Raw genomic sequence first — 23,203 nt, forward strand, 5'->3', positions numbered from 1 at the left:
TTCATCCGATAATCCTGCGTAACAGGTACTTAAATGCTGACTAGCCTTTCAAATGGACTCTTAACACAGGTGCATCTGGAGAAACAGACGCATCTTCCAATATTTCCACATGGCTGATCATCTCTTGCCCGTCTGGAATGATGACCGGAGTAATTAGAGGCAATTCGGCCTGTTGGATAGAATCCATATCAAATTCCATCAATAATTGCCCTATTTTAACGTTGTCTCCTGTTTGGACATAAGGGTTAAAGCCCTGTCCTTTGAGAGAGACCGTATTAATCCCGACATGTATCAAAACTTGTACACCGCATTCATGCTCAAGTATCAGGGCGTGCTTACTTTTCTCCATCACATGAACCACTTTGCCCGTAAAAGGAGCCGTAACCTTTCCTTCAGACGGATGAATGGCGATACCGTCTCCCATTGCCTTCGTAGAGAACGCAGGATCTGGAACCTCTTCAAGGGAAACAATTTGTCCTTTAATCGGCGCTACAATGTCGAATTCTTCAACACGTGGATTTGCTTTCTTTTTCAACCATTTAAACATTCTACTAACACCACCTTATTTACAGATTACATTCATAAACAGTGAATAAGACTTAACTTTCCTCTTCATAGGAACCGGTTCCACAAAGGAGAAAATTAAAACCTAATTGGAACAGATTTCTACCTGAATTATAGTGAATGCCTTTCTATGATGTCAAGGCGCTATCAGTCAAATAACCACACAGTTCAACAACTTATTCCTACCAAAATTAAGAAGCACAAAAATGCGATTTTTCCTGCCACATAAAGAAAAATCACGTTTTTGATTTGAATTATGATTTCGTTACTCTTATATACTCCAACAAATCACCCGGTTGGCATTAAAAGATGGTGTTTGCTTAAACCAAATCTTGGCTGGTTAGCTAAAAGGTTTATATTACTGATATTGTCACACAAATTTAAAATGCTACATATTTACAAATAATTATTTTTGTGTTATAATATAGGTTTACAAATTTTGTTTTCATGATACGATCTCCCTTGGATTACATCAACTCTTTTTGGAGGGATTCGATGCATTTGGACAAGGGAATATACATGCTTCAGCTTTCTCCTACTATTATGGGAAAGACGGAGAGCATTTACCCCACTTTGATTTGGGACACAGATAACGTCATTCTAGTAGACACAGCTTACCCCGGGCAACTACCGCTTTTACAAGAGGCTATTTCAAAAATCGGATTTACAATTGATAAACTTACATTGATATTAATTACACATCAAGATCTTGATCATATCGGCAGCTTACCAGATGTGATACAAGCTTGCCCAGCCGCAATTCAAGTGCTTGCCAGCTCTATTGAAAAGCCCTACATACAGGGTGAGAAGCAACTTATAAAACTGACGCCCGAGGCGATAGCTCAAGCTGTAAACTCTATGCCTGAATCTGTTCCGTTAGAGTGGAAAAATGCATTTCAGCGTACGCTTGAAAATCCCCCAAGAGCTGTAGTCAATTCCATCATCGTTGCTGGAGAGGAATTGCCCTTCTGTGGAGGGATCGTGGCTATAGATACTCCTGGTCATACACCGGGACACCTAAGTTTTTACCATAAGCCAAGCCAAATCCTGATTGCAGGAGATGCTCTGCGCGTAGTAAGCGGCGAGCTACTGGCGCCAGACCCGCAATACTGCTGTGATTTCAATATGGCGAAAGAATCTCTTAGAAATTTGTTAACATACGATATTAAAAAAGTGATTTGTTTTCATGGAGGGCTTTACGAAGATAATTGTAATCAACGCATATCTGAAATATGTGAATAGAAGAAGCTGCTAGGCACAAAAAGACGACTACTGATCCATTCAGCAGCCGTCTTTTAACCGTTTAACCAAAGTTATTACCCTTCCAGCGCCTGCTTCAATTCCTCAGGCGAAGCGTCCCACCATTCCTCGTTATGCGAGATCAGCAGGCTTTTGAGCGCTGCTCTATCCTCGCTACCGAGATCGTCCAGCATGAAACGGCGCTTGAGCGCGTAATCCATGCGGTTGACGTGATCGGCGAGGATTTTCCAGCCGCGTTTGGCTTCATCGTCAATCCGCATCTCGCAGGCCGTTGCGCCACCGTACACACGTCCTTCGGGCGTGCGATCCACGGCTACCCATACCAGCCATACCTGGCGTCCGTTCGGTACATCCTCTTTATTGGTAGAAAACTTAATCCCGCGTTCTACCTTACTTTTGGCATGCATAGCACCGATATCAATTTTTGCCTCACCGCGATCAATAATGACCGGGGACATACTGTTCAAGTCGATTGAGCCTGCGCCGAAGCCCTTATGTTTACTCTTGCCACTGACAATGTTCAGTGCAATCTGTTTTTTGCCGTCCGGCTGATTTTCACTCATGCGTCACTAAGCCTCCATTTTCCGTCTTCACACTCATTCTACACTATAAATATTTTAACTAATAATCTCCCGAAAGCAAACATATACATGCTGTAGATGCTTGTCAACGGGAGGTATCCATTGTATGACCACAGCACGCACCAAAATCGTTTTATTGTCTACACTAGCCCTCGGTCTCCTCGCAGGGACGTTATGGTTTGCCTGGCAGCCCCAGTCAGAGTCTACGCTTGCGCCAAACATAGGCAAGCCCTTGGGGGCAAACATCCCGCCTGACGTGCCCAAAAGTCCTCCACAGCCCGCTTCAGAAATTCTTAGTAAGCGTGTGGTGGAATACCACATTGACGTGTCCCTGGAAGAAGGACAGGTTTTGAGGGGCACCGAGACGCTTACATGGAAGCATCCGGGCACCAAAACCGTGAACGATCTGTACCTGCATCTGTACCCCAATGCCTTCTCTTCCATGGAAACCACCTTCATGAAGGAATCCGGGGGCAAGCTGCGCGGCGACACCATGCCCAAGAACGGCTTTGGCTCCATGACACTAACTGAACTTAAAACGGAAGACGGTTTATCCCTCATGCACCGGACTCAATACGTGCAGCCGGATGACGGTAACGTGAACGACCGCTCGCTCATGAAGGTACGTCTCCCCAAGCCGGTCCGAGGCGGTGAAAGCATTACATTATATATGAAGTTTGAGGTAAAGCTACCCGCCATCTTCGCACGTATGGGCGCAACAGATGATTTCGTCATGGCAGGTCAGTGGTTTCCCAAACTCAGCGTCTACGAAACCGCCGGACAGCGCGGACGCGCCGAGGAAGGCTGGAATCTGCATCAGTATCATGGAAACTCCGAGTTTTACGCAGATTTCGGAATTTACAGTGTGCGGATTCGAGTGCCCGAAACACACATCGTGGCCGCAACCGGATTTCCCACCCGTGGAGCAGTCCGGCAAAATGGACAAAAAATATATCAATTCTATGCCGATGACGTGCACGACTTTGCATGGGCCGCTTCACCGAATTTTGTAGCCGTAGAAGAGCCATTTTCTTCTGCCGAGGTGCCGGGTGTCAAAATCAAGCTGTATCTCGACCCATCGCACAAGGAGCTCAAGGGGCGCTATATGAGCGCAGCCAAGGCCGCCCTTTCCTATTACAGCAAGTGGTACGGGCCTTATCCATATTCAACCCTGTCCATCGTTGTACCACCCAAAGCAGGCAGCGGCGCGGGCGGCATGGAGTATCCCACACTCATTACGGCCGCAGCGGCGGATAATCTGAATCCCGGCTATAGTCTGGAACGGACGGTGGTTCATGAGATTGGGCATCAATATTTTTATGGAATGGTGGCCAACAACGAATTCGAGGAACCATGGCTGGATGAAGGCTTTACCTCTTATGCAGAGGAACGACTCATGGAGCAGGAATATGGGCTCATCCCTAACTTGCCGTTACAGTCTGGACAGGTATCATCCCCTCAGCCGTTAAACCGTGAGTCCTGGAAGTACGGCTCGGCTGCTAAATATGCACAAAATGCTTATTCTCGGGGCAAGCTGGTACTACGTGGCATTGAACGCCAGGTCGGCGCGAAAAAAATGGACCGCATTATGCGTACCTACGTCCAGACCTACCGATTCAAGCATCCATTCTCACAGGATTTTCAGCGTATCGTCGAAAGAGTCACCGGACGTTCGTGGAGCCATTATTTTGAACAATATGTATACGACGGCCAGATGGCGGATTTTTCAGTGGACCGCATTACGAACCGCAAGCTGGCCAACGGATACGAAGCAACCATTACACTCAGCAAAAAAGGGGCGGATTATCCCAAGGTCCCTGTTCAATTCACCTTCAAGGACGGCACAACGATATTCAAGGCATGGGACGGCACTGGCAAAAGCATCACCTATCGACTCAAAAGTGCATCTGCGGTCTCCCATGTGGTTGTTGATCCGCTGTACACGATTGCGCTGGAGAACAAGCATATCAACAACAGCCTGAAGGCCGAACTGAACGAAAAAAACCAGACCCGTTGGAGCATAAGTGTAACCAAGCTGCTGGAGACACTGCTTGGAAGTCTGTCATGGTGAGGTGCCTATAGATGCGTACTGTAATAAAAGAAGGCTGGGCGCTTGTGCGCATACAATTTTATATTGTCATCATTCTGTTTCTGTATCGACTGCTATGGGGCGTTTTCCTCTATCGGCTGGTACAATCCGCCGTTACTCCCCTACTGCTGCGCTACCCCGATCAGGGTCAAAATGAACTGGGACAGACCTTGTTTTGGATGGAGAGCCAGATTGCCCTGACGGACAACCGAGAGGTCCATATGTACCTGTGGATACTACTGGGGACAACGGTGCTGCGTACACTGATTACCCCCTTCATCCGGGCGGGAATATACCAAAGTCTGCATACCCATGCGACCGAGCCGCAAAGTCTGTCCTTCTTCCGTGGGATGAAACGTCATGGCTTGTCATCAATGATCTATTACGTCATCGAGCTTGGACTCCTGCTGCTCCCTGCTTTCTGGGTGGTGCCAAAGCTCTACCCTATCGTAGCAGGGGCGCTGCAATCTCCCGCCTATCTCCTACATGTACTGCCTTATGCCATCGGTTGGATCGCTTATGGCTGGTTCATCTGTCAGTGCATCCTGTACATGCAGCTAGGCACCGTAGGTGGTCACGCCATACTGTCGTCGCTGCTCGCCTTCTTTCGCCAAATCCTCCCGGCCATCGGTATTTCGCTTCTGCTCGGCGCAGGCATGCTGCTCGTCCTTGGTCTGTTCGGCACGGTGGCGATGATTTGGACGGGCATGCTGGCACTCATTCTCCAGCAAACGTATCATTTTGTTACCAGTTTGGTCAGGCTATGGCACATCAGTTCACAGTACCGACTATGGCATACCGATATCTCCGGCAGAGGTTGAACCTTCACTCCGTTCCTCCCGAACAATCTCTGGCTGTCGACAGGCAACTATCCATCTCCATTCATATCCAGGCAAACGGCATATAACTGAATACTCTTAACAAAATCTGTTCCCGCGATAAAGGGAGCAGATTTTGTTGTAACTTTTTGCAATGAAACATTTGCCAAATCCAGCCGGCTTTGTTACAATAATTGCAGTGAACTGATAGTAACAACTTTGTAATCTTTATTGTAATCTTTGCCTTAAAAACATCGTTATCGTGAATACTGCTCTCCAAGGTGCACATCTTAAGTTAAGCCTAATTCCTGGCACCTGGGAAGCGGGGGAACCAGTTTGGGTGAATTGATCTCGCAACAGAGTGGTCATAGGGGAACCTTCTACCGAATCCTTAAGCTAACCTCGCAGGCATTGGAAGGGGTATATTTTTTTTGAAGAAGAAGCTAACGATCGCAGCCATGGGACTTGCCATTGCCTTTACATCTTTTACATTCGGTGGCGGCAGTGCATTTGCAGACTCCAAGATGGACCAGGTCATCCAAGATGCCAAAGGAACGAACTACAGAAGCGGAGGCACTACACTCGACGGGTTTGATTGCTCCGGCTTCACAATGTATGTATATCAAAAATTGGGGATTAATCTGCCCCATCAATCCGGATCACAATTTAAAATGGGATCTTCCGTATCCCACGATGAAATGAGACCTGGAGACTTGGTGTTCTTTAACACCACAGGGAGAGGCATTTCCCATGTAGGTATCTTCATAGGTGAAGGGAAATTTGCCCACTCCTCATCTTCACGTGGTGTAGTAGTTAGCTCACTGAATGAAAATTATTATGCTAACCGTTATATCGGTGCAAGAAGAATTATGAGCACAGACGCTTACCACGCCGTAGCTTCTGAAACTCCTGATGACGATAACGTAGAATAACTAACGAACAGCAAGCTAACCCTGAGCCGCAATTTGATTCTGGCTGGAATCGAATTGCGGTTTTTTTATGTCCACAACATCAGAAACGTTATCGTTACTGACGAACTGACACCTCAGAAGGTTTCAATTTTTGCGAACATCGTCGGTTTTACCGTCACGGCTGGGGGAGCATATGAGCAGTAAGTCCTTCTTATTTGAATGTATGCCCGAATTGGGTATGAAATAAACACGCTTGCCAATCCCCAATAACTTGTCTACAATCTGTTGTTAATAGTTTAGGTACCTATAAAAGGAGATGGGAAGACATGCCGGCCTCAGTATCTAACTACCGGATCGTCCCGATGGACGAGCATCAGGCGGCTGCAATCTGTGAATGGCGCTATGATCCACCCTACAACATATACAGCTGGCTACCTTGGGAACAAATGAAGGCGCTTGAAGTCGAATTTGGAAGCCCCACGCTTCGCCAAGAGCAATATGTTGCCGTACTGGATGACGAGAACACACTAACCGGATTTGCTCAATATTTCCCGATGATTGGCGTGACCCGGCTAGGTCTGGGAATGCACCCCGAATTGTGTGGACATGGCAGAGGCGCCGATTTTGTCCGTGCCATTGCCGAGGAAGCCAAACGACGCAACCCGGAGAATGAAATTGATCTGGAGGTGCTGACCTGGAATAGGCGCGCCATCCGGGCTTACAAGGCAGCCGAATTTGAGCTTACGGATACCTATGAACGTCAGACTCCCGATGGCAAGAAGTCATTTCATTGTATGGTATATCATCCCGACCACCAGCCTCGTGTTCTATGATAAAGCGCCTTCAGCATACAACTGCATTGTTGTATATCGAAGGCGCTTTTATCATACGGCAGACCATGATCGGCTCAATGACTGCTACGCATTTTCTCAAAAGCTTCATTATATTGTTGGGCTTCCTTAATATCCACGGCCATAATGCCACCGTCATCCCAGGAGGTTAAGCGCAGGGTCACGGTCTTGTAATCAATTGTAATAAATGGATGATGATTAAATGCTTCTGATATAGCAGCAACTTCATCTACGAATGCAATCCCTTTCATAAAACTGAAAAAATTATATTTCCGGACAATCCAGCGTCCTTCCTCCAGTTCCCAACCCTCCAGCTTTTCCAGATGTGCTTCAATCTCTTCTTGTGTAAAAGGCATGATACGACTCCTCCCCGTTGATAAATCCATAAGACGGCCTGTTCAAATCAAAGGTACCGACATCAGCTCCTCATCTCCAATGAGTACATAGATACGGTGCTGCTCCGGTTCATTGATGACAACGCCGCTGCCCACAGCGATAACGGGCTCTGTACCCAGCGCATAAAACAGGTCTTCCGCCAGAGCTTCATTGACTTCCTGACGCCCTGCCGGATCCAGCCTGTCCCAATCTTCTGCTTCCATTTCGAAAAATTCATAGCTATCCGGAATGCTCCCCAAAGCCTCTGTCAAATCGTTCAAAATTTGTTCATACTCCCGTCCGTGCTTCACTCCCATGCCATTTCCTCCAATTATTCCACCATTCATTACATAATCACCTTATTATACCGGAAATTCGTACTTAACAAAAAAGAGAGTTTTGTCGATAAATACTATAATCCGTCTTGTAATGACGTGCCTGGGGCAAGGACGGCTCCCAGCGGCATGAAAGGATTCAAAATCTATTCTCATGGATGAGGTGTATCATGCAAATTTCAACCATTATCGGACTTGTACTCGGGATTATATCATTGGTCGTCGGGATGATTCTCAAAGGCGCGCCAGTGGTCAACTTGGTCAACAACCCCGCTGCTTACATGATTATTTTTGTCGGAACGGCAGCAAGTATTTTTATGGCCTTCCCGATGGCAGAAATTAAACGGATTCCAAAACTGTTCAAGATTATTTTCACGGAACAAAAGCTTTTGGAACGTAAAGAGCTCATCGGCACGTTTACCGAATGGGCATCCATTACCCGTCGCGAAGGTCTGCTTGCTCTGGAATCCAAGGTAGAGGAGATCGACGACCCCTTTATGCGTGGGGGTATGCGTATGATTATTGATGGTAATGATCAGGAATTCGTACGGGATGTTCTGATGGAGGACATTAACGCTACCGAGGATCGACACCGCTCGGGTGCGCTGGTTTTCTCTCAAGCTGGTATGTACGCTCCGACGCTCGGGGTACTCGGCGCAGTTGTAGGCCTGATCGCCGCTCTAGCCGACCTTAGTAACATGGAAAAGCTGTCTCATGCCATCGCGGCAGCCTTTATTGCAACGTTGCTCGGTATTTTTACAGGTTATGTCCTGTGGCATCCAATGTCCAATAAGCTGAAACGGTTATCCAAAAAAGAAGTAGAACTTAAATTGATGATGGTCGAAGGCCTGCTCTCGATTCAATCAGGCATATCCACCATTGCGATCAGCCAGAAGCTGATGATATTCCTGACTCCGACCGAACGGGCTACCCTGGCCGAGAAGGATGGGGATTCCGGTGAGTAAAAAAAGACATGAACCGCACGAGGAGCATGCCGACGAAAGCTGGCTGTTGCCATATTCCGACTTGATGACCCTTCTGCTAGCTCTTTTCATCGTCTTATTCGGGATGAGTTCGCTCGACGCCAGAAAATTCGAGGAAATGGCGCAATCCATGAGTTCAACCTTTAACGGGGGCTCAGGGATTCTGGAGCACTCTTCAGCTAATCCGACCACTTCAGCCAATGATATGGGTAAGAACAAGGAACAGGTATCAGAACCGGTAAAATCGAAAGCAACCTCTACGGCGGAGCTGCAAAAGCAACTTGCCCAGCGGGAAGAAGAAGATTTGAAGAAGCTCAAAAAGCAAATGGATCAGTATATTGAAAGTAATGGCCTGTCTACGTTACTCAATACAAAGCTGAACCAATCCCAGCTCATGATCACCATTAGTGATAACGCCTTGTTTTCATCGGGTCAGGCTGAGGTAAAACCGGAAGCACGAAAGCTGGCTAAGTCCATCTCCAGCATGCTACAGCAATTTCCCGGATATGATGTCATCATATCCGGCCATACAGATAATGTCCCGATTTCCAATAGTCAGTATCCGTCCAACTTTGATTTGAGTGCCAAACGATCTCTGAATTTCTTGCGCATTTTGCTGCTCAATCCGCAGCTTGATCCAACCAAATTTGTATCCATCGGTTATGGTGAGTATCGTCCACTAGCAAGCAATCAGTATGATCAAGGACGCTCCAAAAACCGACGTGTCGAAATTTCCGTACTACGCAAATATCAGAACGGCACACAAGTTATCAGTCCTACCTCAAGCTCGAATGAAGGTTGATTATGCATATCTAAATAAACAAAGGCACCGCCGCATTTTTTATGCAGCCGGTGCCTTTTCATTGCCCTGCCTTCTATCAGCCATGAGAAGCCCTCAGGTTTAGCTGAGCCTATAATTCAGCATCTCACCTAGTTCCTGCTTCTCCGTCTCTGTCAGGTCCCGCCAGGCGCCTCTCTGAAGCGACCCCAAAAGAATATTCATAATCCGCAGACGTTGCAGCTTCTTCACTTCATAGCCGAAGGCAGCACACATGCGCCGGATCTGACGGTTTTTCCCTTCCGTCAATATGACGCGGAATACGTACTCAGATACACGCGTCACTTCGCAGGGGAGCGTCCGCTGACCGAGTATTTTTACACCTGTGGACATCCCCTGCACGAAAGATGGTGTGACGGGTCGATCCACCGTTACGATATATTCCTTCTCATGCTTTCCTTCTGCCCGTAAAATCTTATTCACAATGTCTCCGTCATTGGTAAGTAAAATGAGGCCTTCCGAATCTTTATCCAGGCGTCCGATTGGAAAAATCCGCTGCGGGTGCCCCACAAAGTCAACAACATTCCCTCGAATGTGGCTCTCTGTCGTGCTTGTAATACCCACCGGCTTGTTCAAAGCAATATATACGTGACCGGACTTCTCGCGGAGTGGCTTGCCGTTCACACGGACATCATCGCCCTCCTCCGCTTGACTGCCCAGCATCGCCACCTCGCCGTTAATCGTCACGCGGCCGCTCTCTACCAGCTTGTCCGCCTCCCGGCGCGAGCAAAAACCGGTTTCGCTGATAAACTTGTTAATGCGCAACCTGTGTACCCTCCATTTCTACTGTCACGCTTCTTTCTGCTGCCCATCCAGTTGTTCAGGCTCGGCAGTTGGAAGCTGCACAAGGGCTGTCGTTCCCTCTCCCTCTATGCTTTCAATGTCCAGTGTGCCTTTATGACTCTGTATAATACGCTGGCTGACCATAAGTCCGAGTCCTGTACCTGTTTCTTTGTTTGTGAAAAAAGGTTCCCCCAGCTTGGACAGCATTTCTGCCGGAATGCCCATCCCTTGATCCCGTATGAAGATTTTAACGCTTTCTCCCTCCAAGAACAAATGAATCGTTATCGTCCCTCCCTTGCTCATGGCCTCCATACTATTCTTAAGCAAATTAATGAATACCTGTTTTAACTGATTTTCTTCGGCATATACGAGGGCAGGCTCCTCCGTTACTTGAAGATTGAACACAATGCCCAGCAGATGCGCCTGACTATCGAGCAAGGAGATGACATCACTCACAATATAGCGCACATCTTTCTTCTGAAAATGTACAGCCTGCGGCTTCGCCAATATTAAAAACTCGCTGACGATCAGATTGATACGATCCAGCTCGGAAAGCATAATATCATTATGCTTCAGATTCAGCACTTTATTTTGCTGCTGTAACTGGAGAAACCCGCGCAGCGTGGTCAGCGGATTACGAATTTCGTGCGCCACCCCTGCCGCCAGTTGTCCTACCGTCGTCAGTTTCTCCGATCTGCGCAGCAATTCCTCCATCCGGTTGCGGCTTGTAATATCCCGCGAGACACTGGTGAACCCCACAATCTCGCCTTCTTCATCCAGAATGGGCGATGTACTCATACTAATCTCTACCGTACTTCCGTCCTTACGCGTTCTGATGGACTCAATTGACACCATACTCTCTCCCTGAAGCAATCTTTCCTTCTGAAATTCGTACTCTTTCTCTTGCTCTATCGGTACGAAATGGAGCTTACGCCCGACCAATTCTTTTTGGGTCCAGCCATATAGAGCCTCAAAAGCATGATTGACCCGGATGATACGCTCTTCCTGATCGGTCACATGGATCGCATCAGCGGTCTGATTAATGACAGACTCCAAATGCTCTTTGACAGAACGGTTCTCCTCATACATCTGTTCGAGTCTCCGTGTGTACATCCCAAGGTTGTAGGCCATCGCGTTGATGCGCTCACCTAGCTGTGCAAGCTCATGACCACCCTTAATCTGTAGCCGTGTGTCAAAATGGCCGTCAGCCATCTCGTTCACTTTTCCCAATATCGACTGAATTGGACGGACAAACAGACTTGCCAGCACATAGCTGCCAATAATCACAACCTCTAGTAAGACAATAGAGATGGCAATCAGACTGATTAATTGCTTATAAATAACAGAAGAGATCGTATCATAATTCATAACAATACGAATGACATAGGCATCACGGTTTGCCAGATAAAATGGTATGTAACTGACGAGGACCCGTTCGCCTTGAATATAGCAGTCCTGTACAATACTCTCCCCGGAGAAAATGGCCTTGGAAACAGCCAAACGATCCTCCTGTACCCTCGCTAGTTGATAAGTGCCGAATCGGATAGGTTTATTGTACATGTAATGATATTTCCGGTCGTTTCCATGGTTGTCCATCGTAGCGCCACCGAAGGTTGTGGGGTTAATTCCTGTTATCTCCATGATGCGGTAATCCACTTGTTGGGTTTGCTTTACGATTTCATCGGGGCTGAGGATCGGCATAAAATTTTGCACTTTACCGTCCTGAAAGGAGATTCGGATCATATAGTTGCGCTTCTGGTCATAATAAAATCCCCATTTGTTAATATAGGTGGCATCTGAGCCTGTATAATCAAATGCTCCTGTCCAAAAATGATCCAGACTTTGACCATGCACCATTCCAGCCTGTCCATGCTCATATAATTGATCAACTTCTTTTTTCCAATAGCCTGTCAACGGAACGCCAGACATGATCTCCCTCGGATTGGACGATTTGGCAACTTTGTACCTCTTCCCATCACGCACTAACAAGGAAATATCAATATCCCCGCTGCGCTTGGTCAGCTGTTCGAGTTGTTCCTGCGTAATATGGTCAATATCAGGATCAAGCTGGTTGGCAGCCAGTGTGGCAGAGAGCCACAAATTATATCCAAGCTGCTTGTCGACGGCCACCCAGCTTTGTTGAGTTTGTTCAATAGCTCCTCCAATAATCTTGGCCGTCAGAACCATTTTCGTTTTGCTGTCACTTCTTAAATTTTCGTGGGTCGTGTAATAGTTGAGTGCAATATTTAACAAAAGGATAAACAGAACGGACCCCGTCAAAATAATCGTAATTTTGATTTTTATCGACACATTGATTTCTCACCTCTTGCCGTATGCTGGCGATTACTGGCAATTGCTAATTCAATGATACCGTAATAGCGCCTGTGATACCAGCATTTACATTTCACGGATAAACATAAATACACGCAACTTGTATACAGTTGTCAATATGCGAACGTTTGCCTACAATATAATAAGATAATCATCCACAAGTCGTCCACAAATACACAGCTTTTATTATAGACTGTGTATAAATCTGTGGACAAGTGTCGTGTTATCCACAAAATTATTCACATCATGTTAACAACGGAATGTTTGTTCGTTGGATAATTCGCATTTGAAAGGAGCATTTTTACCAGTGACCACAATAGATCACGCTTATTGGATGGAAAAAGCTATTCAAGAAGCGTACAAGGCAGAAGCGTTGGGTGAAGTGCCCATCGGAGCTGTCATCGTAAAAGATAATGAAATCATAGGACGCGGTTACAACTTGCGCGAGACGGACGCTGACCCGACAGCACATGCCGAAATGGTCGCCATTCGTCAGGCCAGCGAGCATCTGGGGGCCTGGCGCCTGCTGGATTGCAGGCTGTATGTCACTCTGGAGCCGTGTCCCATGTGCGCCGGAGCCATTGTACAATCACGGGTTCCCTATTTGATCTATGGCACCACCGATCCGAAAGCAGGCTGTGCGGGTACACTGATGAATTTACTACAGGAGCCTCGATTCAATCATTGCACTGAGGTGATCAGCGGCGTTCTTCAAGAGGAATGCGCCTCGATGCTGACAGATTTTTTCCGTCAGCTCCGGCAGAAAAGAGCCGCTGCCAAGTTGTCTTCCCCACCATCTTCATCCTGAGGATGGGAGTTAGGATCGCTTACTATACACAACCACTGGTGCAGCCGTTATTTACGTCGTCTCATTGCTAATTTCCATGGAAAGAGATCAGCCCATGCCTATGAGCTTGTATAACACGCCTCAAGGTATATTGTTACGGCCATTTAGCCTGGCGGATAGTGGAACCCTCAGGCTTACAAATAGGGAGTGTTATGCGCCGTACGAGCCACTTCACGGCGATTCATTTTTCACTCTGGAAGAACAGCAGGAATATATCCGTCAGAAATTGCGCCAAGCAGAGGAGGATCGGGGATATTCGTTCAGTATCTTTCTCTTGGAGGACGAGCGTCTCATCGGGTATATCCTATTTTTAATCTTGTGCGTAGTATGGGACAATTTGCCGATATCGGCTACATGATGGATCAACACGAACAAGGCAAAGGGCATATGACCGCAGCTTTGAAGCTGGCCATACAATTTGCCTTCCGCGCCCTATCGCTTCACCGTCTTCAAGCCGGTACCTTGCTGCATAATGAGCGCTCACAGCGTGTGCTGCAAAAGTGCGGCTTTCAGCCTGAAGGTATTGCCCGCAAGCCGGTACAAATTCAAGGGACGTGGCAGGATCATCAGATGTTCGGGCTTTTAGCCAAGGATAACGTGTGGCAGACCTGAACCGCTACACAATCTGTTCAGAGCTATATATGACAAAAACCGCCTAGCTCTAAGGCAAGCGGTTTTTGTCGCATTACATCACATCATCCGGATAATGCCTTTACGATCACGTCATTCCTTTACTTAAGGAGCAACAGTTTGCATTTTTTGTTGAAGTTGTTCGGTCGTCAGGACTTGGTCGCCTGTTGGGATACCCACTTTAAATGTTGCTTTTTCATTGATTTTGCTGTATTGCGTGTAGCCAGTTACAGACAATTTCACATTGTCTTTTGTGGACGGATCATTCATCTCTACATTCGCATTCAGATCTTGATACACAGGAATATCATCCTTGTTCAAGGCTGTGTTAATGTCGAACTGTTTCACAGTCAAGTAATTTTTCAACTCATCCAGCTTTTTTCTGAAATCGCTGGTGTTGGTTTCCACCGCAAGTTTTGCTGCGGTGAGATCTTCTTTTTTCAAGTGAAACAAGCTGATGTACTCATCTTTTGACATCACATCAATCGCTTTAGGGATTGCCTTAGTAACAAAAGTATCGACAGCTGGCTTCACGTTGTCATTTGTCACTTTAAATTGTACTACTTGTTTAGCTTTAACGCCTTGTGGCAATTTAGCGTCTTTAGGATCAATATCAAAGAAGTACGTAGCTTGATCATACTCACCCAGAATAGCAGCAATCACTTCATTCGCAAATTTCTGCGATTTTTCCTGATCCATTGATGCAGGGTTAAATTCTTGTCCGGACTTTTTAGCCAGCTCCTGCGGATCAACAATCAGGAATTTACCCACAACGTCCTGTGGAAGCGGGTAAAATGGAATGTTTGGAATTTTAACGTACAATTTATCCTTGGTCATAACCATTGGAATCGTGAAGCTGGTGGAAAGGTCACCTTTCAAATGAATGCCCAGCGTCATTTCAGATTGTAAAGGTTCTTTTTGATATACACTATCCAGCGTAATGTCCGCATTTTTCAGCATACTGGTTACCATTGAACTTTGCTGGCTTGGAACGGAAGCAGATGTGATCGCCAGATCCTTAACCGTAAATTGACTTTTGGATTCATAAGAAGTCAATTTCATTGCATTAGCCGTACCGTTCGTAACAGCTTCCTTCGGTTCTAACTTCTTGCTACAACCTACCAGGGCTACCGTCAAAAGCAACACCATAGTGAGTACCAAGACGGATAACTTTTTACTCATTGTTAGATTCTCTCCCCTCATAATTAACCCCTTCTATAATGCTAACAAAAAAATACACCCCTTTATTTTACCGCATACCCGCGGGTAATGAAACACTTATTGGAAAATTTTCTTACAATAAGCACGAAGACACCCCGGCTATTTAACCCAGGGTGTCCTGTACTTCACTATATTTTTTAGGCAACAAGTCTAACCGTTTATGATCCTTCTCTGTTGTGATGGTCTACGTGATTCCGTTGTTTTACCTTTTTGGAACCGGACAGCGGCTCCTGTTGATGATTGCGCTCACGCTTTTCATTTCCTCCACCGGCGTCCTGTGCCTCGGGAACAGGAATGGCTTTAGGCTTGCTCATTTATGCATCCTCCGTTCTCAGACTAAATTTTGATCCATCAGCAAATCTGTTTATTACCATTTAAAGTAGGACTATTGATGGTACGGGTCTTCTGTTCTATCATGGTTAAGTGCATCCTGATGACGGCGGTCATTACGGTCCTGCTGTACTTGTTGTGCCTGATGACTGTTAACCGGACGCTGCTCCAAATCATCCACAATGTTAGACAGGTTTTTATCCAGTCCGTTTTTGGCTTTTGTCATGTAGCTTCCCCCCTCATACCTTCATGACTACGAATGTGTCAATGACTGCAACGACTGAGCACACTGATGAATATGCCGAGTATAGTCGGACACCAGCTGTTGAATGATATCTGTTCGTTCATCCACAGACTGTTCGTCCCGTTCCACATCGACCAAGCTAACCTTCACTTCCCGAGAATCTACATAAGTACATGCAAAATCAAAGGAGTACATTTGTCTGCCCTCTACCTCGATATGGATGCGTATAGTGCGGTTGTCTGCTTCATCTGCTTGTACCTGTGATTTATCCCCTGAATTCAAAAGTCTCGCCAGTTGTTCCTGCCAGGCTTCTACCAGCTTTTGCTGATCTACTGTCATTTCTCGATTCATGCCAGCACCTCCACATCTGATAACGTGTGAAAAAAACAGGCTTTTTATACAACAAAAAAGCCATCCTTTACGATCCCTAATCATCAGCGCGTAAAGGCCAATGTATCAGCTGTCGTATCGAATGGCTTGGTTCATTTATAATATGGCGGAGAGGATGGGATTCGAACCCATGTGAGCTTGCACTCTAACGGTTTTCAAGACCGCCCCGTTATGACCGCTTCGGTACCTCTCCAGGTGGTAATTGGATAAAGTTGCTTCCCATTTAATATAAACTCAGGCGCAACAAAATCATTTTACCACAGACTTTAAACGATTGCAATGCTTACTGCTTAAGAGCAATAACTTCGGTGCCTCGCATGTATGAACGCAGCACTTCCGGGATTACAACGCTTCCGTCCTCCTGCTGATAGTTCTCCAAAATAGCAGCCACTGTGCGTCCTACAGCCAACCCTGAACCGTTTAGTGTATGTACAAATTCAGGCTTTGCTTTCGGCTCCGGCCGAAACCGGATGTCGGCACGACGCGCCTGGAAATCTTCTGTATTGGAACAAGAAGAAATTTCGCGGTACATGCCACTCTCAGGCAGCCACACTTCCAGATCATACGTTTTAGCAGACGTGAAGCCCATATCCCCGGTGCAAAGTGCCAGCACACGATATGGAAGTCCAAGCAGTTGCAAAACACGCTCTGCATTATTCGTCATTTTCTCCAGTTCCTCATAAGAGGTGTCCGGGTGAACCAGCTTAACCATCTCTACCTTATTGAACTGATGCTGACGGATCAAACCACGTGTATCCCTTCCTGCCGATCCTGCCTCAGAGCGGAAGCAAGAGCTGTATGCCACATAATTCTTGGGAAGCTGATCGGCGTTCATAATCTCTTCGCGGTGATAGTTCGTTACCGGAACCTCAGCCGTAGGAATGAGATAATACTCGGTATCACGCAGCTTGAACAAATCCTCTTCAAACTTCGGAAGCTGTCCTGTGCCATACAGGCTGTCGCGGTTCACAATGTATGGAGGCAGCATTTCCTCATAACCATGCTCACTGCTATGCAGATCCATCATAAAGTTAATCAGCGCACGCTCCAGACGTGCTCCCAGTCCTTTGTAAAACGTAAAACGGGAACCCGTCACCTTCGCTGCCGCCTCAAAGTCGAGAATACCCAGCTCCTGTGCCAGCTCCCAATGTGCTTTTGGCGTAAAAGAAAACTCGCGTGGCTCCGACCAGCGACGAATCTCTACATTATCCTCCTCCGAAGCACCTACAGGCACCGACTCATTGGGGATATTCGGAATGGACATTACCAGCTCATCGATCTGAATCTCCAGCTCGCGCACTTGCTCATCCAATTCTTTAATACGGTCAGAAACCTGACGCATCTCAGCAATAAGATCATCCGCATTTTCTTTATTCTTCTTCAACTTGGCTACTTCACCGGATACGACATTTCGGCGATTTTTGAGCGCTTCACTTTCCTGAAGCAACTCACGACGACGCACATCCAAATCCGTAAAGCCATTTATCAGATCCAGAGATTTGCCCCTATTTTGCAAAGCTTTTTCAACCCGACCAAGCTCATTACGTAAAATCTTTATATCTAACACAGGTAATCCCTCCTACACTACAAACCAACTTTCCGCTATTCGCGAACCATATCCACAAAATACTGATGCAACCGGTAATCGTCCGTTAATTCCGGATGGAAGGATGAAGCCAGCAAGTGACCCTGACGGGCCGCCACGATTTCGCCGTTATACTCAGACAGCACGTCTACTCCCATTCCAACAGACTGTATCAATGGCGCGCGTATAAATACAGCACGAACCGGTTCCTCAATCCCTTTAATGTCCAAGTCTGTTTCAAAGCTTTCCCGCTGGCGACCAAAAGCATTACGTGACACTGTAATATCCATCAGCCCCAGATGCGCTTCTTCTTGTCCTTGAACCGTTTTGGCCAGCACGATCAATCCCGCACAAGTGCCGAATATAGGCTTGCCTTGATCGGAAAACTGGCGTATGGCATCTATAAAGTCATACTTGCGCATCAGCTTGCCAATCGTCGTGCTTTCACCGCCGGGGATGATAAGACCGGACAGCTCGTTGAGCTGTTCGATCCTCTTCACCGCCACACCTTCCGCACCCGCACATTCAACGCTTCGTATATGCTCAGCCACAGCGCCTTGCAGCGACAGAACTCCTATTTTCATGCCTGTCCCTTCCTTCTTACCAACCACGATCCTGCATGCGTTCATGCGGTGCCAGCTTGGAAATTTCAATGCCCTTCATCGGAGCGCCCAGATTCTTGGACACTTCTGCAATCAGCTTGTAGTCCGTATAATGAGTAGTCGCTTCCACGATGGCACGTGCAAATTTCTCAGGGCTATCGGATTTGAAAATACCGGAACCGACGAATACACCATCAGCGCCCAAATGCATCATCAATGCGGCATCAGCAGGTGTTGCTACGCCGCCCGCTGCAAAATTGACCACTGGCAGCTTGCCGTGCTCATGCACTTCCAGCAGTAATTCGTAAGCAACGCCAAGGTTTTTCGCTTCTGCATACAGCTCGTCCTTTGACAGGTTTTGCACCTTGCGAATTTGACCATTGATAAAACGCATATGACGAACAGCTTCGACAATATTTCCGGTTCCAGGCTCACCCTTTGTACGAATCATGGATGCCCCTTCGCCGATGCGACGCAGTGCCTCTCCCAGATCCTTGGCTCCGCAAACGAATGGAACGGTAAACTCTTTCTTATCGATATGGAAAACTTCATCCGCAGGTGTCAGCACTTCGCTCTCGTCGAGATAGTCAACACCCAGAGATTCCAGCACCTTTGCCTCCACAAAATGACCGATACGAGCCTTAGCCATAACGGGAATAGAGACCACCTTTATGACCTCTTCTACAATTGTTGGGTCAGCCATACGGGCAACCCCACCAGCTGCACGGATATCTGAAGGTACCCGTTCAAGAGCCATTACCGCTGTAGCACCTGCCGCCTCTGCAATTTTAGCCTGTTCAGCGTTCATGACATCCATGATTACGCCACCTTTTTGCATCTCTGCCATACCTCTTTTTACGCGTGAAGTTCCTGTTTCCATGTCGTTACCTCCTGTAAGGGTTTCGTTTAGATTCTAACTTAATATTTTACCGTACAGACGCCAAATACACAATCATTTCAATCCGCTAACGCTAAATAAGTAATGAAAAACAGGATCCATCGCTTATCTCCAATTGGCAGGAAGGCCACTAGAACAAGTTTTTAATTCCCTGGAATAAATCACCAAAAAAATCACCAATGGCCCGGAAAAGCATTCGGAACCAGCCGCCCTCTTCCACAGCCGTGGTAGTAACCATATCGACGGTTTTGACTTGACCTTTATCCACGCCATCCGTTTTATATGTGTACGTAATCGTTCCCACTTTTTCCCCTTGCTTCAAAGGTGCCACGAGCGAGCTTTCCGGCGTAATGTTCGTTGTAAACGTCACTTTAGGATTGCTTGCGCCTTTAGGTACAACAAAGCTTACTGCATCCTTAGTCACGACAGGTACCTCTGTCTCAGTGCCCTTAGTGACAGGTACATTCTCTACACCTTTGACCACCGTCTTTGGAGCCACTACCTGCTTCACTTCAAAATTATCAAAACCATAGTTTAATACTTTAGCTGTTTCTGTAAAACGGTGTGGCTCTGAGTTTGCCCCCATAACTACACTGATAAGACGCATTCCGTTGCGCTCGGCTGTTCCCGTAAAGCAGTTACCAGCATTGCTCGTATGACCGGTTTTCATTCCGTCCAGACCCGGATAAGCAAATTTTTTAAAGTTAGTTATATTCTTGTTTGCTTCCAACATCCAGTTGTAGTTAATAATCGGCGTCTTGTCCGTCGGACGGAACTTGTATGATTGAATCGTCGTAAACCGTGTATAGTCAGGGTGATCCTTAATAATGTTACTAGCCAGTGTAGCAGCATCTCTCGCTGTCATTACGGTTTCACGATCGGTATCTGGTTGAAACCCTTTAGGCATATCGCCACGGTCTAACCCTGTAGAGTTGATGAAATACGTATTTTTCATGCCCATTTTCTGAGCTGTTTCATTCATCAATTTTACAAAGTCCTGCTCGGTTCCAGACACACGCTCGGCAAGAGCCACCGTTGCATCATTAGCAGAGCCTACCGCCATGGCAATATACAGCTCTTCTACCGTATGTTGGTCACCTTGAGCTAGAAAAATACGTGATCCGATGCTCTTGGCAGCATTCTCTTGAACCGTAACCTTATCCGTCCATTTGAGTTTCCCTTGCTTGACCTGTTCCGCTACGATGTACTCTGTCATCATTTTGGTCATACTTGCCGGTGGTAGCGGCTCATCCGGGTTCATGGACAGCAATACCTGTCCTGTGGAAGGCTCAATCAAGATAGCCGAGCGCAGCGCCAGACTAGGAGGCTTAACAGAGCCTGTCCCCGTAATATTGACCGCCTCTGTAGCCGTTCCGGCAGCAAACGTAGCTACAGTCGGATCCAAATTGCCCACAACCGGCAATGCTGACATGTACATCATATTAAGCACCATGACTGCTGTTACGCTCTTTTTAATCATACTGCGATTCTTATTTTGTTTCTGATTGTTTGCTTTCAAATGAATACAAACTCCTCTCGTACCTCAACCCGATCCGTTATATATAACGAGACGGTGGATAAAGCCCCTACTAGGCCAATAAATTAATGTTTTAAATTTCCGTTTTGTTTCCTCAGTTAGAGCCAATAATTAACGCTCTCTACTCTTATCTTGGAATGAGCAGGTACTAAGTAAGCCCAATGTCCTAACGTGTTCTTATCTTCATCAATCCATTTGTAAAAAGCGGGCACTTGTCTATTCTATCACAGGGGTATCTCTAAAAAAAGACAGGCAGAGCGAAATACGCCCTGCCTGTTGTCAAGTCTGCTACAGTCGAACTTTATAATGAATAGTTTGGTGCTTCTTTCGTAATTTGCACATCATGCGGATGGCTTTCACGCAGGCCTGCACCCGTAATACGGATAAAGCTCGTATCATTACGAAGCTCCTCAATATTAGCAGTACCGCAATATCCCATACCGGAACGAAGACCACCCAACAGCTGATGAATCGTATCGGAAAGTGGCCCTTTATAAGCGACACGTCCTTCAATGCCTTCCGGAACCAATTTCTTATCATCATCTTGAAAATAGCGATCTTTACTTCCTTGCTTCATCGCAGCCATGGAGCCCATACCACGATACACCTTAAAGCGGCGTCCTTGATAAATCTCGGATTCGCCTGGACTTTCTTCCGTACCAGCAAAAAGACTACCCAGCATTACCGCAGAAGCTCCCGCCGCAATGGCCTTCGTAATTTCACCGGAATATTTAATGCCACCGTCTGCAATAATCGGAATATTATATTCCCGTGCTACTGTAGCACAATCATAAATAGCTGTTACTTGCGGAACACCGATCCCGGCGATCACGCGCGTTGTACAGATAGAGCCTGGACCAATGCCGACTTTTACAACCGAAGCCCCCGCTTCAATCAGTTCACGCGTTCCGTCACCAGTAGCTACATTACCTGCTACAATCGTCAGATCAGGATAAGCATCACGTAATTTGCGAACCGCTTCAATAATGTTAATATGATGACCGTGGGCAGAATCCACAACAATCAGATCCACACCTGCATTTACGAGTGCTTCAGTCCGATCAAATGTATCTTTGGAAATACCGACAGCCGCACCGACCAGAAGACGCCCTTGTGCATCTTTCGCTGCGTTTGGAAATTGAATAGCCTTTTCAATATCTTTAATAGTGATAAGCCCTTTGAGGTAATTTTCATCATCAACCAAAGGAAGCTTTTCAATTTTATGCTTTTGCAAAATACCTTCTGCTTCCTGCAAGGTTGTACCTACAGGTGCAGTTACCAAATTTCTCTTCGTCATAACTTCACTAATTTTAAGATTAAAATCGTGAATAAAACGAAGATCACGGTTGGTGATAATACCCACCAGCTTATTTTCCTCGTTTACAACAGGTACGCCAGAAATACGATATTTACCCATAACAGCCTCAGCATCGGATACCAAGTGATCTGGAGTCAATGAAAATGGATTGGTGATAACACCGCTCTCTGAACGTTTTACCCGATCTACCTCTACTGCTTGCTGTTCAATCGACATATTTTTATGAATAATACCGATACCGCCTTCACGAGCCATAGCGATTGCCAAAACTGCCTCAGTAACAGTATCCATACCAGCACTCATCAAAGGAATATTCAGCTTCACGTTATCACTCAAACGGGTCGCTACACTTACTTCTTTCGGCAGAACCACCGACTTGCGAGGTACCAGCAAAACATCGTCAAAGGTAAGGCCTTCCTTACCGAATTTATCTTCCCACACCAAGATGATCCTCCTTCAAATTGTTTAGTCTGTATTGGTCTTGTTGTCTGTCCGACATGAACAAATCAAGGCTCTCTGAAAATATATTATTGCCATCTTAGCAAAGCGGTATAGGGGTGTCAAGCCTTCCTCAGCAACCATAACTTTTAGTATTTCCCGGTACAAACAAGTGTACTCGCAGGAAGGACATCTTTTATAATTAAGCGTTTCCAGAGATAAGTTCGACCCTTTTATAAAAAATAATCCGCTTGGAAAAAGACAGATCAGGGGTTAGACATAAGGTCCTGGAACTTAATTTGCAAAAGAAAGACCACAATCTCAAGGAGATCATGGCCCTTCTTATCTTTGCTTGGCGGCGTCCTACTCTCCCAGGACCCTGCGGTCCAAGTACCATCGGCGCTGGAGGGCTTAACGGTCGTGTTCGGGATGGGTACGTGTGGA

23 protein-coding genes, 1 tRNA gene, 1 rRNA gene, 1 pseudogene and 1 riboswitch are annotated in these 23,203 nt (G+C 46.5%); of the genes and pseudogenes, 9 read left to right on the plus strand and 17 right to left on the minus strand.

Features of this window, described 5'->3' with window-relative positions:
• Positions 1-40 precede the first annotated feature (40 nt).
• Complete coding sequence (locus ACWGOO_RS20100) at positions 41-547, minus strand: PTS sugar transporter subunit IIA (protein WP_452486309.1); 507 nt, start codon at positions 545-547, stop codon at positions 41-43.
• Between the two features lie 512 nt (positions 548-1,059).
• Between ACWGOO_RS20100 and ACWGOO_RS20105 the strand changes: the two genes are divergently transcribed.
• Positions 1,060-1,806 (plus strand): MBL fold metallo-hydrolase, encoded by a 747-nt coding sequence (locus tag ACWGOO_RS20105; RefSeq protein WP_452486311.1) that lies wholly within the window; start codon positions 1,060-1,062, stop codon positions 1,804-1,806.
• Positions 1,807-1,880: 74 nt separating this feature from the next.
• On the opposite strand, the gene ACWGOO_RS20110 is transcribed toward ACWGOO_RS20105, so the two are convergent.
• The gene (locus ACWGOO_RS20110; protein WP_452486313.1) at positions 1,881-2,387 is read right to left on the minus strand and encodes a YwhD family protein; all 507 of its coding nucleotides are present in this window, start codon (positions 2,385-2,387) and stop codon (positions 1,881-1,883) included.
• Between the two features lie 124 nt (positions 2,388-2,511).
• On the opposite strand from ACWGOO_RS20110, the gene ACWGOO_RS20115 reads away from it, so the two are divergent.
• The 4 genes from ACWGOO_RS20115 to ACWGOO_RS20130 all read left to right on the plus strand — a co-directional run bounded on the left by ACWGOO_RS20115 (position 2,512) and on the right by ACWGOO_RS20130 (position 7,056).
• Positions 2,512-4,476, plus strand: a complete 1,965-nt coding sequence (locus ACWGOO_RS20115; RefSeq protein WP_452486315.1) for a M1 family metallopeptidase — start codon at positions 2,512-2,514, stop codon at positions 4,474-4,476.
• Between the two features lie 11 nt (positions 4,477-4,487).
• On the plus strand, positions 4,488-5,315 hold the full coding sequence (locus tag ACWGOO_RS20120) for a hypothetical protein (RefSeq protein WP_452486317.1): 828 nt from the start codon (positions 4,488-4,490) through the stop codon (positions 5,313-5,315).
• Positions 5,316-5,600: 285 nt separating this feature from the next.
• Positions 5,601-5,738, plus strand: a riboswitch (cyclic di-AMP (ydaO/yuaA leader).
• Between the two features lie 5 nt (positions 5,739-5,743).
• Positions 5,744-6,244, plus strand: a complete 501-nt coding sequence (locus ACWGOO_RS20125; protein WP_452486319.1) for a C40 family peptidase — start codon at positions 5,744-5,746, stop codon at positions 6,242-6,244.
• A 305-nt stretch (positions 6,245-6,549) separates the two neighbouring features.
• The gene (locus tag ACWGOO_RS20130; protein ID WP_452486321.1) at positions 6,550-7,056 is read left to right on the plus strand and encodes a GNAT family N-acetyltransferase; all 507 of its coding nucleotides are present in this window, start codon (positions 6,550-6,552) and stop codon (positions 7,054-7,056) included.
• A 74-nt stretch (positions 7,057-7,130) separates the two neighbouring features.
• On the opposite strand, the gene ACWGOO_RS20135 is transcribed toward ACWGOO_RS20130, so the two are convergent.
• Together ACWGOO_RS20135 and ACWGOO_RS20140 are read right to left on the minus strand one after the other, a co-directional pair.
• Complete coding sequence (locus ACWGOO_RS20135) at positions 7,131-7,430, minus strand: 4a-hydroxytetrahydrobiopterin dehydratase (RefSeq protein ID WP_430042539.1); 300 nt, start codon at positions 7,428-7,430, stop codon at positions 7,131-7,133.
• Between the two features lie 42 nt (positions 7,431-7,472).
• Positions 7,473-7,766, minus strand: a complete 294-nt coding sequence (locus tag ACWGOO_RS20140; protein WP_452486351.1) for a hypothetical protein — start codon at positions 7,764-7,766, stop codon at positions 7,473-7,475.
• A 188-nt stretch (positions 7,767-7,954) separates the two neighbouring features.
• On the opposite strand from ACWGOO_RS20140, the gene motA reads away from it, so the two are divergent.
• Together motA and ACWGOO_RS20150 are read left to right on the plus strand one after the other, a co-directional pair.
• On the plus strand, positions 7,955-8,749 hold the full coding sequence (gene motA / locus ACWGOO_RS20145; protein ID WP_452486323.1) for a flagellar motor stator protein MotA: 795 nt from the start codon (positions 7,955-7,957) through the stop codon (positions 8,747-8,749).
• A complete protein-coding gene (locus tag ACWGOO_RS20150; protein WP_452486325.1) occupies positions 8,742-9,569 on the plus strand; it encodes a flagellar motor protein MotB in 828 nt (275 codons plus the stop codon). The genes motA and ACWGOO_RS20150 overlap by 8 nt, the downstream gene beginning before the upstream one ends.
• A 99-nt stretch (positions 9,570-9,668) precedes the next feature.
• On the opposite strand, the gene rluF is transcribed toward ACWGOO_RS20150, so the two are convergent.
• Positions 9,669-10,370, minus strand: coding sequence for a 23S rRNA pseudouridine(2604) synthase RluF (gene rluF / locus ACWGOO_RS20155; protein WP_452486327.1), 702 nt, complete (start codon positions 10,368-10,370; stop codon positions 9,669-9,671).
• A 24-nt stretch (positions 10,371-10,394) separates the two neighbouring features.
• Positions 10,395-12,698: a PAS domain S-box protein gene (locus tag ACWGOO_RS20160; RefSeq protein WP_452486329.1), complete on the minus strand. Its 2,304-nt coding sequence runs from the start codon at positions 12,696-12,698 to the stop codon at positions 10,395-10,397.
• 328 nt (positions 12,699-13,026) lie between these two features.
• On the opposite strand from ACWGOO_RS20160, the gene tadA reads away from it, so the two are divergent.
• Positions 13,027-13,527, plus strand: coding sequence for a tRNA adenosine(34) deaminase TadA (gene tadA / locus ACWGOO_RS20165; protein ID WP_452486331.1), 501 nt, complete (start codon positions 13,027-13,029; stop codon positions 13,525-13,527).
• Positions 13,528-13,621: 94 nt separating this feature from the next.
• Positions 13,622-14,178: pseudogene (locus tag ACWGOO_RS20170) on the plus strand (GNAT family N-acetyltransferase).
• Positions 14,179-14,301: 123 nt separating this feature from the next.
• Here the strand turns inward: ACWGOO_RS20170 and ACWGOO_RS20175 are convergent.
• The 11 genes from ACWGOO_RS20175 to rrf form a co-directional block, all read right to left on the minus strand.
• Entirely contained in the window at positions 14,302-15,378 is a 1,077-nt protein-coding gene (locus ACWGOO_RS20175; RefSeq protein WP_452486352.1) for a hypothetical protein, read from the minus strand.
• Between the two features lie 197 nt (positions 15,379-15,575).
• The gene (locus ACWGOO_RS20180) at positions 15,576-15,731 is read right to left on the minus strand and encodes a small acid-soluble spore protein P (protein WP_134911701.1); all 156 of its coding nucleotides are present in this window, start codon (positions 15,729-15,731) and stop codon (positions 15,576-15,578) included.
• Positions 15,732-15,802: 71 nt separating this feature from the next.
• Positions 15,803-15,973 (minus strand): hypothetical protein, encoded by a 171-nt coding sequence (locus tag ACWGOO_RS20185; protein WP_452486333.1) that lies wholly within the window; start codon positions 15,971-15,973, stop codon positions 15,803-15,805.
• 27 nt (positions 15,974-16,000) lie between these two features.
• A complete protein-coding gene (locus ACWGOO_RS20190) occupies positions 16,001-16,342 on the minus strand; it encodes a hypothetical protein (RefSeq protein WP_452486335.1) in 342 nt (113 codons plus the stop codon).
• 143 nt (positions 16,343-16,485) lie between these two features.
• Positions 16,486-16,574, minus strand: a tRNA-Ser gene (locus ACWGOO_RS20195).
• Between the two features lie 90 nt (positions 16,575-16,664).
• Positions 16,665-17,948 (minus strand): serine--tRNA ligase, encoded by a 1,284-nt coding sequence (gene serS, locus ACWGOO_RS20200; RefSeq protein ID WP_452486337.1) that lies wholly within the window; start codon positions 17,946-17,948, stop codon positions 16,665-16,667.
• Between the two features lie 35 nt (positions 17,949-17,983).
• On the minus strand, positions 17,984-18,550 hold the full coding sequence (pdxT, locus tag ACWGOO_RS20205; protein ID WP_452486339.1) for a pyridoxal 5'-phosphate synthase glutaminase subunit PdxT: 567 nt from the start codon (positions 18,548-18,550) through the stop codon (positions 17,984-17,986).
• A gap of 16 nt (positions 18,551-18,566) precedes the next feature.
• Positions 18,567-19,448, minus strand: a complete 882-nt coding sequence (gene pdxS / locus ACWGOO_RS20210; protein WP_452486341.1) for a pyridoxal 5'-phosphate synthase lyase subunit PdxS — start codon at positions 19,446-19,448, stop codon at positions 18,567-18,569.
• A gap of 148 nt (positions 19,449-19,596) precedes the next feature.
• Positions 19,597-20,985, minus strand: coding sequence for a D-alanyl-D-alanine carboxypeptidase family protein (locus tag ACWGOO_RS20215; protein WP_452486343.1), 1,389 nt, complete (start codon positions 20,983-20,985; stop codon positions 19,597-19,599).
• Positions 20,986-21,304: 319 nt separating this feature from the next.
• Positions 21,305-22,762: an IMP dehydrogenase gene (guaB, locus tag ACWGOO_RS20220; RefSeq protein WP_452486345.1), complete on the minus strand. Its 1,458-nt coding sequence runs from the start codon at positions 22,760-22,762 to the stop codon at positions 21,305-21,307.
• Positions 22,763-23,109: 347 nt separating this feature from the next.
• Positions 23,110-23,203: ribosomal RNA gene (gene rrf / locus ACWGOO_RS20225) — 5S ribosomal RNA — on the minus strand; the annotation flags it as partial.

Source organism: Paenibacillus sp. NPDC055715 (assembly GCF_053617595.1).

What these genes read in the sequence shown, in the direction of transcription:
- ACWGOO_RS20100 (WP_452486309.1), bottom strand. Translation starts at nt 547, where the DNA reads ATGTTTAAATGGTTGAAAAAGAAAGCAAATCCACGTGTTGAAGAATTC.
- ACWGOO_RS20105 (WP_452486311.1), top strand. Translation starts at nt 1,060, where the DNA reads ATGCATTTGGACAAGGGAATATACATGCTTCAGCTTTCTCCTACTATT.
- ACWGOO_RS20110 (WP_452486313.1), bottom strand. Translation starts at nt 2,387, where the DNA reads ATGAGTGAAAATCAGCCGGACGGCAAAAAACAGATTGCACTGAACATT.
- ACWGOO_RS20115 (WP_452486315.1), top strand. Translation starts at nt 2,512, where the DNA reads ATGACCACAGCACGCACCAAAATCGTTTTATTGTCTACACTAGCCCTC.
- ACWGOO_RS20120 (WP_452486317.1), top strand. Translation starts at nt 4,488, where the DNA reads ATGCGTACTGTAATAAAAGAAGGCTGGGCGCTTGTGCGCATACAATTT.
- ACWGOO_RS20130 (WP_452486321.1), top strand. Translation starts at nt 6,550, where the DNA reads ATGCCGGCCTCAGTATCTAACTACCGGATCGTCCCGATGGACGAGCAT.
- ACWGOO_RS20135 (WP_430042539.1), bottom strand. Translation starts at nt 7,430, where the DNA reads ATGCCTTTTACACAAGAAGAGATTGAAGCACATCTGGAAAAGCTGGAG.
- ACWGOO_RS20140 (WP_452486351.1), bottom strand. Translation starts at nt 7,766, where the DNA reads ATGGGAGTGAAGCACGGACGGGAGTATGAACAAATTTTGAACGATTTG.
- motA (WP_452486323.1), top strand. Translation starts at nt 7,955, where the DNA reads ATGCAAATTTCAACCATTATCGGACTTGTACTCGGGATTATATCATTG.
- ACWGOO_RS20175 (WP_452486352.1), bottom strand. Translation starts at nt 15,378, where the DNA reads ATGAGTAAAAAGTTATCCGTCTTGGTACTCACTATGGTGTTGCTTTTG.
- ACWGOO_RS20180 (WP_134911701.1), bottom strand. Translation starts at nt 15,731, where the DNA reads ATGAGCAAGCCTAAAGCCATTCCTGTTCCCGAGGCACAGGACGCCGGT.
- ACWGOO_RS20185 (WP_452486333.1), bottom strand. Translation starts at nt 15,973, where the DNA reads ATGACAAAAGCCAAAAACGGACTGGATAAAAACCTGTCTAACATTGTG.
- ACWGOO_RS20190 (WP_452486335.1), bottom strand. Translation starts at nt 16,342, where the DNA reads ATGAATCGAGAAATGACAGTAGATCAGCAAAAGCTGGTAGAAGCCTGG.
- pdxT (WP_452486339.1), bottom strand. Translation starts at nt 18,550, where the DNA reads ATGAAAATAGGAGTTCTGTCGCTGCAAGGCGCTGTGGCTGAGCATATA.
- pdxS (WP_452486341.1), bottom strand. Translation starts at nt 19,448, where the DNA reads ATGGAAACAGGAACTTCACGCGTAAAAAGAGGTATGGCAGAGATGCAA.